The organism is Legionella sp. PATHC039, from assembly GCF_026191275.1.
GTDB classification, from domain to species: domain Bacteria; phylum Pseudomonadota; class Gammaproteobacteria; order Legionellales; family Legionellaceae; genus Legionella; species Legionella pneumophila.
The window spans coordinates 642763-658607 of record NZ_JAPHOP010000001.1; the positions used below are offsets into that span (position 1 = coordinate 642763).

Sequence of the window (15845 nt, forward strand, 5' to 3'; positions counted from 1 at the left end):
AATATTTTTGAAAAATTAATGATTATACTGTTCAAATATTGTAGTTTTGTGGTTAAATAATGAGCTTTTAACCAACTTAACAATAACTTTATGGTTATTTTAATGAGGAAAAGCGCATGAAAATATTTAAGTTTAGCAGTTGGCTTCTGCTGTTCGTATTCACCCTGGATGCGAATGCCTATTATACCAGTCAAGGCAGTATCTATGACAAAAGTGGGAATAGGGTGACCATCAATGGAGTATCCTGGTCAGGATTTCAGGACACCAATGTTTTTCAGGGATTGCAGAGCAATCCTTTCTATAATATCACCATGCCTCAATCCAAACCTCGGAATGGATTAATGGATTTATTGGTTCACCCCTGGTCTATGGCAGACTCTGGCGTAAACAGCAGCACAGCGGTAGAGTTCAAGACCGTACGTTTGCCTATACAGCCAGGTGTTCTTTATGATGACAGTGGGGAAGTCGATCTAAACAAATGGCTTTCTGACAAAACACAACCTGAGACCGGTAATGGTCTTTTTTGCAAAACCTGGCAATCCAATGGCCAATCGTGTGAAAAAGCGGTGAGTCCGAAGCGGGCTTTCTGGACGGTACTTGCTGAAATGAAAAAACATAATATCAATGTGATGATTGATTTTCACCACCGTTATGGTTATGGCGATGGAATGAGGGATGGCACTGTTTATAGCATGACTGAATATGAGAAGGATTTAGTTCTGCTAGCTCAGGAAATTAAACAGCGCGGGTTAGATAATGTCATAGGCATTGATATTTTTAATGAACCTTATCAATTGAGCTGGTTTAAAGCCAGAAATGGTCAGGTTTCATGGATTAAAGTGATAGGCACCGCTGCCAAGGCAGTGCATCAGGTCAATCCTGATTTGTTGCTTTTTGTTGAGGGACCTGGAGGCGGAAATGATGATATGGACAATCCTACAATTTGTGTGCCAAAAGCCAATATTAAAGAGGATTCTGGCTATGCACACTGGCGTGACCCAGGGCAGTGTGGTAATGATCAAGAGGTTGTAGCATTCAAAGGGAACTGGGGGGAAGATTTTAAACCCCTTCTGGATAAGAATTTGGCTAAACAAAACATAGCGCAATTTGATGTACAAAAATTTAGTAATGAATTGCAACTGGCTGTTCCGGGTATTGACACAGAAACACTCGGTTGGCTGTTGGGTGATGATAATATGGGAAATAATGGCCATCTGGTTTTCTCACCTCATGTTTACCCAAAAGAAGTGGCTGGTTGGGAAACAGCCCCTGGTGATGCAAGTAATCTGCGTTTCGATTGGAGTTGGGGTTTCCTGTACAAAGCTGGGTATCCTATTGTTTTAGGGGAAGCCTCCTGGAAATCTTTTGAAGGAAAAAACTTTTTTACCCAGGCATTGATGCCTTATCTTACCCAAAGCGGCATCGGGTCCAATAATTTATATTTCTGGGCGATAGGGTATTTAGGTGATACGGTTAGTGCTATCAATCCGAATACTGGCGAATTAAATCTCGATGTACAACAAACATTGAAGCCTTATTTTAATTAATACATCTCGTTTTAGGAGTGGCTCGTATTTATGGCCACTCCTGATAATATATACGGTTCCTAATTATTGTTAGGTTACAATCATCCTATCGGTCTATCGGTTACTTAAACAGGTGCATTAAGCGCTTTGGATTTGGTAATGTGGCGTTTACGCAAATAGATCAAGGCCGCAGGTAGCAGCATTAAGAGGATGCCTAATGAAAAGACCATACGGTAATGGGCTGTTCCTCCGATATTAATGCTTTCCGTTGGAGGAATAAAACCTACCCATAAAGTGACAGTACAGCCTATTAATCCTAACAGGCATGTCAGGTAATAACCGGGTTTGCCTCCTGGAATAGCAAAAGGTCTTTCCATGTCTGAGAATTTACTCTTCAAATGCCAGGCTGCAATAAACATCATCACATACATCATCATATACAACTCTGTACTAAGAGCAGTAAATAACCAATAAATAGCATTCACTGTAGGGAATAAGAGAAAGCCGCTACATAATACTGTCACCAGAATGGCTTGCAGTATCAAAATTTTTGCTGGCATGCCATGTTTATTCACATGACATAGCGAAGCAGGCAGAAAATCATGTTTGGCTGCCATCAGCAGGCCCTTGGCTGGAGAAATAATCCAGTTGATCATGCTGCCTAAGGTACCCAGCAATAACAAGAGTATTAATACAGGCATTAGCCAATTCAAATCATAAACTTGCAAGAAATTACTAAATGCTCTCATAACCCCATCTACCAAACTGATTTTGTCTTTAGGCAGAATGAACGCAATGGCCAGTGAGCCTAAAATCATGGTGAACAGGATGAGAATGACTGAAAAAAACATCGCTTTGGGAAAACTCTTCTGCGGGTTCTTGACATTACGCACGTGAACTGCAGCAAGCTCCATCCCTAGAAAAGAAGTCATAATCGCTGTTAGAGAAACCCAGGATTGTGTGTTTTTCCACTGCGGTAGCAAATTGGAGAGGCTCAGATCAATGGCAATAGGGTGGCCATGAATTAACCAAATAAAAGCTAGAAGGATGATAAATCCCATAGGCACTATCATTCCAACTATTGCGCAGAAGCCAGCAAAGGTGGCAGAAGCACGCAGTCCTGATAGGCCTATCAAAGTTAATGACCAGAAAATAATCAGAATAACGCTGATAAGATAGTATTTGTTTTGTGCAAGTTCTGGATTAATTAAATAAGAGATTGTGCCTGCTATAAAAGACAAAATAGTCGGATACCATACCAGAGTATTTATCCATTGCAGCCAAATGGCGAAAAAGGCGATGTTTTCACCAAAGGCATGCTTGACCCAACTGTAAATGCCACCTTCCTCGTCTGACCAGGTTGAGGAAAGTTCAGCAGCGACTAACGCAACCGGGATCAAAAAGATAATCGCTGAAAAAATAAAGAAAAAAATCAAAGTAGAACCAAAGAGCGCTGTACCTGGCAAATTTCTAATGCTGTCAATTGCTCCAGTAATGAGCAGCACTAAAGCAAGAACGGATATTTTTTCAGAGGACCATGATTTCATTGATTTTTCTATTTGATAAAAAGATAGACATTATAAAATAAATCAAGCTTGGAGGTGAACTTTTTTCATTAAAATTATTTGTTTTTATAGCCATCTCTGCAAGCAGGGGATTTGAGTACCGATTGCTTTTGAGTGGTCCATTCATCAGCAGTATATAAATGCATGCTTAATGCATGCAGCCCCAGAGTAAACTCTTCTTTAAGAAGCTGATTAACTAATTTATGACGATTAATGCGAGTCAGATCATTAAAATGATTTGAAACGGCGATTATTTTAAAATGTGTTTCAGCGCCTTGAGGAACGTGATGGTTCATGGACTCGTCTTCAACACTTAAAAAGAGGGGGGAAAATGCGGAGATTAGTTTTTCTTCCATGCGGAGTTTACGCGTCATGATTTGCTCGACTCTGTTTTTGCAAAATAAGGAGTATATACATTTGAAGCATAGTTGTCACATTAATTAAACACAATTGTCATAATGTGACAAAAATTGTCATTTTATTATTATATAATAATAAATAGTTTATTTTATGAAATATTATATCTATTCATTTCACTGAATTTTTAGCACAAAAAATGGTGTTTTTTACATGAAATGATTATTTAACATGTAAAATAATATAGGTTTAGAATATTGGCTGGTAGTTGGCATTATGCTTGCATTATACTAATGGATAGTTAACTATGGAGATGGTCATGAGACAAAAGGGTTTTACTTTAATTGAATTGATGATAGTCGTAGCGATTATCGGTATTTTGGCAGCAATCGCTATACCAGCCTATCAAGATTACACAATACGAGCTCGTGTTACTGAAGGTCTGACCTTGGCAGATTCTGCAAAACTTGCCGTGTCTGAAACGGCTATTACCAACAACGCGTTACCAGCTACTCAGGCTGCAACGGGCTATGTGTCTCCTGCTGCTACGCCCAATGTAGCATCAATTGCTATTGGTGCAAACGGTGTGATTACCATCACGTATACTGCTGCAGCAGGTGGAGGTACCATAGTTATGACCCCAACCTTACAAGCTAACGGTGATGTAACCTGGACTTGTACGGGTGGTACTTTGCTGTCTAAATATCGACCTGCCAGCTGCAGACCATAATAGGATAAAGCAACTATAAAAACCGCCTTTCAATGGCGGTTTTTTATTTGGCTAAGTTCTATAAGCTATTTGCCTGACAGGAATATTTTGAGAAGAAAGCTTGTCAAGCTATTTAGTCAGCAGAAGATTTTTAAATCATAAAGTTGGCATTGAATTTGCGTGATATCAGTTAGATGCAATGCCAGGTGACGTTATGAGAGCGAAAGGATTTACTTTAATCGAGCTGATGATCGTTGCCGCTATCCTTGGGATTCTGGTTGCCATCGCAATTCCAGCCTATCAGGACTATACCATCAGAGCACGGGTGGTCGAAGGATTGGAAATGGCTTCGGCCGCTAAATTAGCTGTTGTTGAAACAAGTTTAATTGATAACACTTTGCCAGCAAATCAGGCAGATACGGGTTATACCAGTCCTGCCCCAACAATTAATGTAGCCTCTATAGCCATTGGTAATCAAGGCATTATTACCATTACCTACACTGCAAACGCAGGTAATGGTACCATTACAATGGTTCCCACAATAGATGCCACTAACAGAGTACTCACTTGGGATTGCACTGGTGGTACCCTGATTAGTAAATATCGTCCAGCCTACTGCCGCCCTTAGTCTTGATTGATTTTTTTAGCCACTAACTGGTTTTTTAGTCGGACATAATCTGGCAATCCATTTTTGTAATTTGGATAAGCTTCACCTTGAATCAAAGGGGACAAGTAACGTTTGCATGCGTCCGTAATTCCCATGCCATCTTCAGCTATATACTCTGGTGGCATAGCTTTTTCCTGGTTAGCTACCTCAGCCAGAGGGACTTGACCTATAGACCATTGATAGGGTTCGTCTTGTTCACGAATGACAATAGGCATAATCGCATTATATCCTTTAACGGCATATTCCACAGCAGCTTTGCCTAGAGCGTAAGCTTGATCCAAATCAACTTGCGAGGCTATGTGCCGGGCTGCCCGTTGAAGATAATCTGCAACTGCCCAATGGTATTTAAAACCCAGTTCAGATTTAATTAATTGAGCGATGACAGGTGCAACACCACCTAATTGAGCATGTCCGAATGCATCACGTAATCCTGCTTCACTGAGAAATTTTCCTTCCTTATTGCGGATACCTTCTGAAACAACAATCACACAATAACCATATGAATTGACACAGTCTTTCACTTTTTTTAGAAAACGAGTTGGCTCAAAAGGAACCTCAGGTAACAGAATAATGTGTGGCGGTTCGCCTGGATTTTGCTCGGCCAGCCCACTAGCTGCAGCTATCCAGCCTGCATGCCTTCCCATCACTTCAAGAATAAACACTTTCGTGGATGAAGCCGCCATGGACGCGACATCAAAACCAGCTTCCTTCGTTGAAATGGCAATGTATTTCGCGACTGATCCAAACCCCGGGCAATTGTCTGTAAAAGGCAGATCGTTATCTACTGTTTTAGGGATACCTATGCAGGTAATAGGATAGCCCATGGTTTTACCTAACTGGGATACTTTAAGGGCAGTATCTTGTGAGTCCCCGCCGCCATTGTAAAAGAAATAGCCTATGTTGTGAGCCTTGAATACAGCGATTAAGCGTTGATACTCTTCCCCGTTGTTTTTTAATTTGTAGCGGCAGGAGCCAAAAGCTCCGGAAGGAGTTTGCATCAATTTGGCAATGTCTTCTTCACTTTCCAATGAAGTATCGATTAATTCCTCGTTTAAGGCACCGATAATGCCATTTTTTGCAGCATAAACTTTATCAATTTGCTCTGGAAATAGTTTGGCGGTTTGGATGACACCACAAGCTGATGCATTAATTACAGCGGTCACACCACCAGACTGGGCGTAAATTGCATTTTTAACTGACATTTTGTCTCCATAACTAGAATGATTTTATTAAGTTGATACAGATTTTTACTTTGGTTTTCATACAAGAGAGTTTTTATGGCCTTATTTCATTAAATATTATTGTGAATACTGATTTTCATATTCACTAATCACTGCATCAATACTTTGTATTAAATCGGTAAAGGCTTCGGTTAAATTATCAGCATTAGCTGTTCGTCTTGCAAGCTTCTCTAATTGAGCTACTCTCTTTTGTAAAATAGGTACACCACAAAAACAACAGGCGCCATGTAATTTATGAGCCAAATCAGCCAGGCCCTTGACGTTTTTTTGATGCATTAACTCAATAAACTCTTCACGATTCTTATATAATTCTTCTATGAATTTGGCGAGGAACTCTTCAGCAAGCGCTTGATTACCTGAAACTTTCTGAACGCATAATTGCCAATCGATGGCAGCATGTTTTGTTCTATCAACGATGCGAAGAATTTGGATTAACAATTGCTTTTCATCTATAGGTTTTTGAAAACAAAAATCAACTCCAGATTTTTTCATATCGATGGAGCTCAGATCACTGCTACTGGCGGTAATGAGAACGATAGGGGAGTGTTTATTCATTAGGGATTTTTGACGTATCATTTTGGCTGCTTCCAAACCATTAAGTTTTGGCATATGCAGATCAAGTAAAATCATGTCAAATTTTTTATCCTCACAAGCAGTAACGGCCATTTCGCCATCGTCAACCGTTGTTATATTGGCATTATTGTTTAATAGGGATGTTAATAGCATTTTATTGACAGGGTTGTCTTCTGCAATCAGTATCTCTGGATGAAGAAAACGAAGCTGTTCGCGTAAAGTATCCAGTTCCTGGTTCGTATTTTTCTCGGTTTGGTTTTCATTGGCTATCGATTCAATCAGATCCTGAAGTTTTTGTATACTAATAGGTTTGTAAAGAAAACCCCTGGCACCAAGTGCTGCAAAACCATTAATAGGCCATTTGGAAATTAACACGAAAGGGATTTGCTTATGTTTGGCAATGAGTTCAGCAGCGTGTCGCTCACATCCCTGATTGACGTTAATAAAGGCAATTTTGCAATCTTTATGTTTTGCCAATATTCGGGAAAGTTTATTAAATGAGTCAACGCGAATAGCTTCTATACCCCAAAATCCCAAGCCATTACCTATTGCTTCCAAATGGAGGGGATTGTCATCAAAGCAAATGATTTTTAAATGGGCGAAACGATGAGTTTGATTTTTTTCAATCTCATAAGCAACAAGTTTTTCAACTTTAATGCGTGCGCTAAAAGTAGAGCCTTTGTTGATTTCACTGGTTAGACTAATACGTCCTTGCATTTCTTCACATAGTTTTTTACATATAACCAAGCCTAATCCTGAGCCACCGTAACGGCGTGTGATGCTGGTGTCTGCCTGATTGAAGGCAGTAAACAGTTTCGTTTGATCCTCTGGTGAAATACCTATTCCCGTATCCGTAATGTCAAATAGCAAGGTATAATCTTTATCTGTTTCTTGCTCGATTTTAGTGCGTATAAGAACGTATCCATGATCTGTAAATTTTACCGCATTGGTCACCAGATTACTGATGATTTGTTTGATTCTTAAAGGGTCACCCAATACCATTTTGGGCACATTAATGTCTGTAATCGGGATTAAATCGATTCCTTTTTTGTGCGCATTGGGGCTTGCCAAGGATAAAACCTCATCAACGCAACCTCTTATGTCTAGCGGGATGCAATCAAGATTTAATTTGCCCGCATCAATTTTAGAAAAATCCAGAATATCATTGATGATACTTAACAAATCCTGCGCTGATGATTTGATCGTTTTAACGTAGTCCAGTTGTAAAGGGTCCAGCTTGCTTTCCAATAAAACGTTTGTAAAACCAATCACGCCATTCATTGGGGTGCGAATTTCATGACTCATGTTGGCAATAAATTCTGATTTTTGTCGACTTTTTTCTTCAGTTTTTTTCTTTTCCAGTGATAGCTCAATGTTTTTTTCTTCCAGAAGTTCTAGACTTTGTTGCAGATCTGCTGTGGCGATTTCAATGTGGTGATTCAAATCACGAACTGTATTTAAATATTGTCGTTGTAAATGAGCGCAACCTTTTTCAATTATTCCTAATTCTCCTGGACTTGAAACACGAATTTCAGTTTCAAATTCATTACTTAAAATTTGTTTCATACTTCGACGCAATCGAGCAATAGGTATGTAAATTCGTTTAGACAAGAAGTAATGAATTGTTAAACCCATCAGTAAACCGAATAGGGTAATAAAAATGGTAACGATGAGCATTTGATAGCGTTTTATAAGTAGTGATTGTGTGTCAATGTCAATGGATAACCAGCCTAATATATCGTCAGCCTGGAATATTTTAGGCGTAGAAAGCTCTTTGAACTCTGTGCTGGAGTACAAATTGAACTTTGGGATAGTAATCGGTGCTATAAAATTAATGGTGAATGGATTAATTTGCTTACTTTCAATGTAGTCACCTGTATAGTCAGGTGGATTGAATGGTTTATGAATAGAATGCTTGCCACCACGATAAGCAATTAATCGACCATCAGCATTATAAAATGCCAAAGCTTTTACCTCCGGGTTAATGGTTGAGGCATTGATTAAACCCTGCAATGTACGGTAATCATTGCGAAGCATGGCATACTGGGCTGCTGGAAGTAATTGCCTAATATAGGCTTCACCCAGTCTGGACATATGCTGCTTTAGATCTTTACCAAATAGGCCATTATAAAAAAAAGCAAAAAGCAAGGCGACTAAAAAGGCAGGAATAAGGGTAGTGATTCTTAGCTGATATTTAATACCAATACTTTTCAACATAGCTCCTTTTAGTCTTAATTCAGCAGTTGAATCTTTGCGTTCATGGTAAACTCGGCTATTATAACTTGATTATTTTATTCCTTACAATGGAAGATATTATGACTGTTAGAACCCGATTTGCCCCAAGCCCTACAGGTTTTTTACACGTTGGTGGGGTACGGACTGCATTATTTTCATGGCTATATGCAAAACATCACAACGGGCAATTTATACTGCGTATAGAAGATACGGATAGAGAGCGTTCAACTCAAGAATCTGTACAGGCTATTTTAGACGGAATGGCCTGGTTAGGGCTTAACTTCGATGAAGGTCCCTATTATCAGACTGAGCGATATGCTCGTTATCAACAAGTAGCGCAGCAACTTTTGAAAGAAGGAAAAGCTTATCGCTGTCAATGCAGTAAGGAGAGACTGGAAGCTTTAAGAGAGGCTCAATTAGCCGCCAAGGAAAAGCCACGCTATGACGGGCATTGCAGAAACCAAACTCTTCCTGATAGTGGAGTTCCTTATGTTATTCGCTTTAGAAATCCTGATGCGGGTATAGTGTCTTTCCACGATGAGGTTTATGGTGACATTCATGTCGATAATAGCGAACTGGATGATTTGATTTTGGTTCGCTCTGATGGGCACCCCACCTATAATTTTGCTGTAGTTATTGATGATTGGGATATGAAAATAACCCATGTTATTCGGGGGGATGATCATATCAACAATACTCCGAGACAAATTAATTTATTCAAGGCATTGGATGCGCCGGTACCTGTTTTTGCCCATTTGCCCATGATTTTGGGTGAAGATGGCAAGCGGCTGTCAAAGCGACATGGTGCAGTAAGTGTCTTGCAGTTCAAGGAGCTGGGTGTATTGCCTCATGCTTTATTGAATTATTTAGTTCGTTTAGGATGGTCTCATGGCGATCAGGAAATTTTTAGTGTACAAGAAATGATAACCAGCTTTGACTTGAAAAATGTCAGTCGAGGCGTCTCAAGTTTCAATTATGATAAGTTGTATTGGTTGAATCAGCATTATCAAAAAAGTGACTCTCCAGAGTCAGTTGCCAATGCGTTGCAATGGCATTTTGAGCAGGCCGGAATTGATTTGAATCAAGGTCCCAATTTGAAGGATTTGGTCGCAGTCCAGGCAGAGAGATGTAAGTCATTAGCAGAAATGTGTCAAATTAGTCAGTATTTTTATACAGATACCATTGAATATAATGAAGATGCTGTTAAAAAACACTTGCGACCAGTTGTTCTGGAGCCTTTAATGGTATTGCATGAGCGCCTAAAAGCGCTTGACGAATGGAAAAATGATAAAATTCAAGAATGCATTAATGATGTCAGCCTGCAATTTGATTTGAATTTAGGCAAAATCGCTCAACCGTTGCGTGTCGCCGTAACCGGATCCGGAACATCTCCTTCCATTGACATGACATTAGCTTTGTTAGGTAAAAACAAATCAATCAAACGTCTTGAAGACGCTTTGGAGAAAATACGAGCCAGAGCCAGTGCTGTTTAGAATCTAAATATTTATTAATTTTAAGCTGAATGCAAAAAGATCTGTATTTGGAGAAGTATTCCTATTTCAAGTGGGCAATGAAAACTACAATTTCGCTGGATTTCATTGCTCCTGGCCGAAGAGAATGTGAATAGGCGTGTCCGTATATTCAACAGAACATCTCCTGTTTTTTTATTTTATGGATCTATTTGAGTCTATCAGGTTAAAATGGCCAATTTTCTACTTAACTTGATGTATTTTTCGCCATGAAAATAAATAACTTAGTTGGTTTTCTGCTTGCCTTCTGCCTGGCTTCTTTATCTTATAATATCAGCGCAGCTGAATCTCCTGTTGTATCTCATCATAAAATTCAAAAGGAAATGAGCAAGTACTTCAAGGTTTATCATAACAAAGAAAAATTTACTGCCACTGCTGTCTCAGTGTTTATTCCTCAAGAGAAAAATAAGGATGTATTGGATGTTGCCACTTTTGTCAAAGGAACTATGGGATATCCTCCACTGTCTCAGGAAATTACCCCATTGAATTTGTTTGATATTGGAAGCATTACCAAATCATTCACTTCATTGATTTTGCTTCAATTGCAGACTGAGGGCAAATTGTCACTGGATGATCCTTTGGGTAAATGGCTGCCTCAATACAAAGAGTGGAAAGATGTAAAATTAAGAGAATTATTGAATATGACCAGTGGCATCCCCAATTATTCCGAAGATCCTGAATTTGCAAAAAAGATGGAGGATAATTTTGCGGCAATCTGGGGTGATGAGGAGTTGTTAGGTTATGCTCATCCAGAAAATCCAATAGAAACCGACAGAGCAAACAGGTATGAGTATTCCAATTCTAATTATATTCTTGCTGGAATGGTTATTGAAAAAGTGACTCAAGATACTTTCGAAAATCAGTTAAAGCAAAGGATTATTAATACAAACAATGGATTAAACAATTCATTTTATCCTGCAGGACCACATGGTCCAGAAGTCGAAAAATCAATCCGGGATAGACGAGTCCATGGTTATTTTTACGATGAGGACAACAAAAAGCTAATTGATACTATAAGCAATGATTTATCCTGGGCTGGCGCAGCAGGTGCTGTCATCGCAAATACTGAAGACGTCGGCCGTTGGGTGCAGCTGCTATACCATGGGTTACTGATTGAACCTGCTTTTAGAGACGAGGCTTTATCCGAATTGGAGTCAGTGGTTTCAATAAAAACAGGGTTACCTATCCCTTCAGTAACAGAAGATGAGCCCTACGGTTTTGGATTGGGAGTTGGTTTTTATTATGATAAAAATTCCAGGCAGCGCTTTTGGACTTACCAGGGCAGTACTTTAGGTTACAGGGTGATGTATTTGTGGAATCCTTGTAATAATGTAACGGTTGTTGTGGCTTTGAATGGGAAAGGTGGCTCAGGCAATGAGAAATCAAAAATGGGTAACCACATCCATGAGCTTTGTTTGAATATACATAAAGTTATCGTTAAAAACCATCCACACTTACAATGTGCAAGCTAATTTATTATTTATCATTATTGGTTGTTAAGGACTGAATCACATGGCAATCTGTATTAATAAAGAAACAGATCACTTTTTTATTTCGATAGGTAAAATCAATCAGCACTCATTTATTATGCTAGGTGTGTATGATGACTTCCAGGTATCTCATCTACTGTGCAGAGTAGGGAAAATCTTTGATCTGCCTAATCAAACCAAGGGTATTAAAAGGTGTCTTAGCATTTATAGTGCTTTAGGTGGGGCAATTTTTGCGAGTAGCAAAGCAAAGATAGAGGATGAAGGAATTACAAGAAAACGAAAAGGATCTGTACCTATTTCTTATCAAGCCTATGATATTAGTTATGAGCAGTATTGTGAATTTGTTCATTATCTTGAGTCTATTCAAACTGAGAGCAATCAATTTGAATGTTTTAAACCGCTTGTTCAAAATGGAAATGCAGTCTATTTTTCGCAAACCAGTTCTCGTGTTTTCGCAACTGGTTCCCATTGGAAGGAGCTTAATGAGGAAATTCATGAAATCAATACATGCAATACTTGTCGACATTCAGCAATAAAATTAATTGAGGCGGCTACAAAAACATCTGTCCCCTCATCGATATCCTCTTGTTTCTTTATAAACCTGCCGTATAAAACTCAATTGGACTATGGCAAACCGAGTCAAAATATTCCCTTTTATGTTTTACCCCCACCTCCACCTTCTATCCATCCAGGATTTAATAAAGAAAAATGCTTAATAGCCAAAAAACTCTATCATAGAATAGAGCAGTTGCCTGTGCTCGAGCCTAATTCACCAATGACAAAACGAAAATTTAATAGCTTAAAAAATTTATATTTGCAAATCATTGGTTCACAGAAAAACCAATCTATTGATGAGTTGCTGTTTGGTATACAGCAATGGAAGGAAAAAAATCGATTTGATTTGCAAACATTAAGAAGAACTTATTTTTGGGATTCTTTTATTGTCAGGGAATCAGCTACTATGAAATTAATCAATGAAATTGAGAAAGATCTCAAATGCGCCAAGTGCCCATATTAAATATTGTTATGATAATATCAGGGTTAGAGCATATCGAATCTTTGCTTCTTGATAGAGCCTGATTAAAAGTGGTCTGATTACATAAACTGCATGCAAGATTATCCTTTTTTCACTGTATGGTTTTTTACATTTCAAGTTTTTTGCTGCATTTTATGCTAACTTAGCTATTATTATTTAAACATCATCAAAGGAGTGAACATGAAATTATATTATTGCAGAGGGGCTTGTTCATTAGTAGTTCGTATTATACTCAATGAGTTAGGGTTAAACTTCCAGGATGAAGAGGTCGATTTAAAAGTCAAAAAAACAGCAGGTGGCGATGATTTCTTTAAAATTAATCCTAAAGGAGCGGTCCCAACCCTGGTTCTTGATAACGGCGATGTCCTGACTGAAAATCAGGTTATTCTACAGTATCTGGCAGATACTACTCCAGGACAAAAATTGTTGGCTGCTGTTGGAGAGAGTAAAAGATACCATACTCTGGAATGGTTAAATTATATTTCTACAGAGCTTCATAAGTCGCTTGGTATGTTTTTTAATCCTACTGTTTCAGAGGAAATAAAATCCAAAATTTTGACACCTTTGGTCATGACCCGTTTTGCTTATACCAATACTCGTTTGGCAAAAGGATCTTATTTGATGGGAAATGAATTTAGTTTACCTGATGCCTATCTGTTTGTTATGGTAAGCTGGGCAAAATATTTCAAACTGGATTTGTCTCAGTTTGAGCATTTGACAAAATTTATCGATCTTATGCTGGCTCGCCCTTTAGTTGCCAAGTCACTACAGCAAGAAAAATTATAGCGCGGGCTGCGTTATTAATTCATTGCAACCCAATTTGCTTCTTCTATATAGTACTTTTTAAAAGGGGGAGTAAGATTCATTATATCCAATGCCTTGAAGTATGGGGGTTTAACTTTCTTGTTAGACAGCCCATCTTTTTGGGCAAAATAAACCCTTTAGGTTTAAGTTATTAGCAATAATCTTTGTTATTGTGCTAAAATTCCAACTTTTGATTGATAGTAATATACAGTTACTTGGTTTTTAAATGAATCGCTTAGCAGTCTGCGAGCCAGTGATTGTAACTGTCTTGTATAAACAAGCTACTTAGAGGTTTTTTATGGTTAGGGAGTGTACAAGTTTTAAAGGTGGTTTGAATTTAAATTTTATTGAGAATGCTGAGTTCGAATCTAGAAAAAACATACCTCCTGAAGAGCAAAGGGCCGTTCTTATTCGTAATACTTTGCGATTGTTAATGATGGGTTGGAATACCTCATGGACAGAACTCTTTTCCTGGGAAACTGTTAAGGCTATTTACCTTCAAAGAGATCCTCTGTTGCTGAAGGAATTTCGATTAGCCTTTCAGAAGGGTTTCGATGCGCTATTTACCCAATTAAGTGGCAGGCAATTTAATTCGCAACAAAATGAACAAATACAACTTTACCTTAGTAACTGTCTTGGTTATTTGCCTTTATTTGATTTAAATCCTTACGAGTCGATTAAAGTTCCCCAGAGAATTAATGATCAATGGGTTATGGTTGACTATTACATCAAGCCCATAGAACTTACAAATCATCGTGGAAAAAATGATCTGATTTTGCGAGATGATGATAGGGTTTTTGCTTATGGACTTGAGCCAATAGATAATCCAAATGCCCAGCCTCATTTAATTTTTATGGGAACCACTTATCCTGCAGGTCAAGGCTTTATTTCCCAATTAAATACTGATTTGAAAGGATTTGAAACGGTTGGCTATTCTTTATATAAAAATGGAAGAGATAGAATTAAAGACTGGATTTTAAAACAAAACAGTAAAATTCATGTGTGTGGTATAAGCCTTGGAGGTTCTTTAAGTCTGCTTTTGGCTATTGATATGGGAAAATACCTTTCCAGAGTGGATGCCTTAAACCCTGCAGGACTTCATGATACTGATAATAAAGTGAAGTACGATAAATGGGATAAAATCAAAAAGAAACCTTTGATTGTTGTCCAACAGCAAGGTAATGATCCGGTATCTTTTTTTGGAGTTTGGAAAAAAGAGTGGAACATTTTACATGTCAAGCCTCCAAAAGATAAACAAGGCCCCAATCTTTTTTGTGATCATTTTCTGAATTATGCCGGATTTGCTGAAACAGAATTTACTTATGTTTCCGCTGAGCAACAAAATGCCAAAAGGAAAGCAAGGAATTTCTGGCTTTACTCTTTAGGGAGAGGGATTCTTTATTATTTTGGCCTGGCTCCCTATACCTACTTAATCAGACCAGTAATACACTATATTGCAGAGCAATGGCCGTTAATCGTATTCGGTATTATTCCTTTACTGACTATTGGTACTCTTATAGGGTTAAGTACCGCAGGAATTATTCCCGCTATTGCTTCAATAGGTACTCTTGCTGCTTTTGCAATATCCAGTGGAATTTTTTATTTGTCTTTTGGCTTAAGTAGTAATGAAGAAGACAAAAACACTTGGGCAGGGATGTTTGATTTCATTTTAAAAGGTAACGAAAAGGTACCGGATGAGAATGAGATAAAACCGGCCAAACTTCATCATCCATCTACACCCAGAAATCCTGAAATGGACATCTATAAGAACGAAACTGCGATCGATTTAACTTATAAGCAAATTAATACCTATTATCAGGTAACTCGTTGTCTTCTGAAACAAAAAGAGTTTCTTCCTCTTAAGGATAAACCCGAGAAATGTTTTGGAGGGCTATCTAAAAAAGAAGCCTTACTAGCAAGCATGAATCCTGCCTCGCATGACGAAGTCATTTCTCTTCAGATACCCAAGGCAAAGGCTGTGCATATCAAGCATTCTTTAACTTTGGCAGCTAAAATAGGTATGGAAAATGAAATAGAATTAAAATCTGCTTTGAAAAAAGAGTATAATCAGTATCAGATAGGTAAGCATCAAAGGTTTTGCTAGGTAACGATT

Annotated in this window: 12 protein-coding genes; 8 read left to right on the forward strand and 4 right to left on the reverse strand. The window is 38.3% G+C overall.

Annotation, left to right across the window (positions count from 1 at the left end; genetic code table 11):
- Positions 1–116 precede the first annotated feature (116 nt).
- Positions 117–1547, forward strand: coding sequence for a cellulase family glycosylhydrolase (locus tag OQI99_RS02945; protein ID WP_061512465.1), 1431 nt, complete (start codon positions 117–119; stop codon positions 1545–1547).
- Between the two features lie 104 nt (positions 1548–1651).
- Here OQI99_RS02945 and OQI99_RS02950 read toward each other — a convergent pair whose 3' ends face one another.
- Together OQI99_RS02950 and OQI99_RS02955 are read right to left on the reverse strand one after the other, a co-directional pair.
- Complete coding sequence (locus tag OQI99_RS02950) at positions 1652–3073, reverse strand: APC family permease (protein ID WP_061512466.1); 1422 nt, start codon at positions 3071–3073, stop codon at positions 1652–1654.
- 74 nt (positions 3074–3147) lie between these two features.
- Positions 3148–3465, reverse strand: a complete 318-nt coding sequence (locus OQI99_RS02955; RefSeq protein WP_061512467.1) for a BolA family protein — start codon at positions 3463–3465, stop codon at positions 3148–3150.
- Between the two features lie 302 nt (positions 3466–3767).
- Between OQI99_RS02955 and OQI99_RS02960 the strand changes: the two genes are divergently transcribed.
- Together OQI99_RS02960 and OQI99_RS02965 are read left to right on the forward strand one after the other, a co-directional pair.
- Positions 3768–4178, forward strand: coding sequence for a pilin (locus tag OQI99_RS02960; protein ID WP_061512468.1), 411 nt, complete (start codon positions 3768–3770; stop codon positions 4176–4178).
- Between the two features lie 193 nt (positions 4179–4371).
- Entirely contained in the window at positions 4372–4785 is a 414-nt protein-coding gene (locus tag OQI99_RS02965) for a pilin (RefSeq protein ID WP_061512469.1), read from the forward strand.
- Here OQI99_RS02965 and OQI99_RS02970 read toward each other — a convergent pair.
- Positions 4782–6026 (reverse strand): 6-phosphofructokinase, encoded by a 1245-nt coding sequence (locus OQI99_RS02970; RefSeq protein WP_061512470.1) that lies wholly within the window; start codon positions 6024–6026, stop codon positions 4782–4784. The genes OQI99_RS02965 and OQI99_RS02970 overlap by 4 nt on opposite strands.
- Before the next feature lie 96 nt (positions 6027–6122).
- Positions 6123–8855: a two-component system sensor histidine kinase LetS gene (letS, locus tag OQI99_RS02975; protein ID WP_080447111.1), complete on the reverse strand. Its 2733-nt coding sequence runs from the start codon at positions 8853–8855 to the stop codon at positions 6123–6125.
- 98 nt (positions 8856–8953) lie between these two features.
- Here letS and gltX point away from each other — a divergent pair, with 98 nt between their 5' ends.
- From gltX to OQI99_RS03000, 5 genes are all read left to right on the forward strand, one after another.
- Positions 8954–10366: a glutamate--tRNA ligase gene (gene gltX / locus OQI99_RS02980; RefSeq protein ID WP_061512471.1), complete on the forward strand. Its 1413-nt coding sequence runs from the start codon at positions 8954–8956 to the stop codon at positions 10364–10366.
- 245 nt (positions 10367–10611) lie between these two features.
- On the forward strand, positions 10612–11874 hold the full coding sequence (locus OQI99_RS02985; protein ID WP_061512472.1) for a serine hydrolase domain-containing protein: 1263 nt from the start codon (positions 10612–10614) through the stop codon (positions 11872–11874).
- 40 nt (positions 11875–11914) lie between these two features.
- Positions 11915–12910, forward strand: a complete 996-nt coding sequence (locus OQI99_RS02990) for a hypothetical protein (RefSeq protein WP_061512473.1) — start codon at positions 11915–11917, stop codon at positions 12908–12910.
- 198 nt (positions 12911–13108) lie between these two features.
- Positions 13109–13714 carry a glutathione transferase GstA gene (gstA, locus tag OQI99_RS02995; RefSeq protein ID WP_061512474.1) on the forward strand — a complete coding sequence of 202 codons (606 nt, stop codon included), beginning with the start codon at positions 13109–13111 and terminating at the stop codon, positions 13712–13714.
- Between the two features lie 316 nt (positions 13715–14030).
- Entirely contained in the window at positions 14031–15836 is a 1806-nt protein-coding gene (locus OQI99_RS03000; RefSeq protein WP_061512475.1) for a lpg1907 family Dot/Icm T4SS effector, read from the forward strand.
- Positions 15837–15845 lie beyond the last annotated feature (9 nt).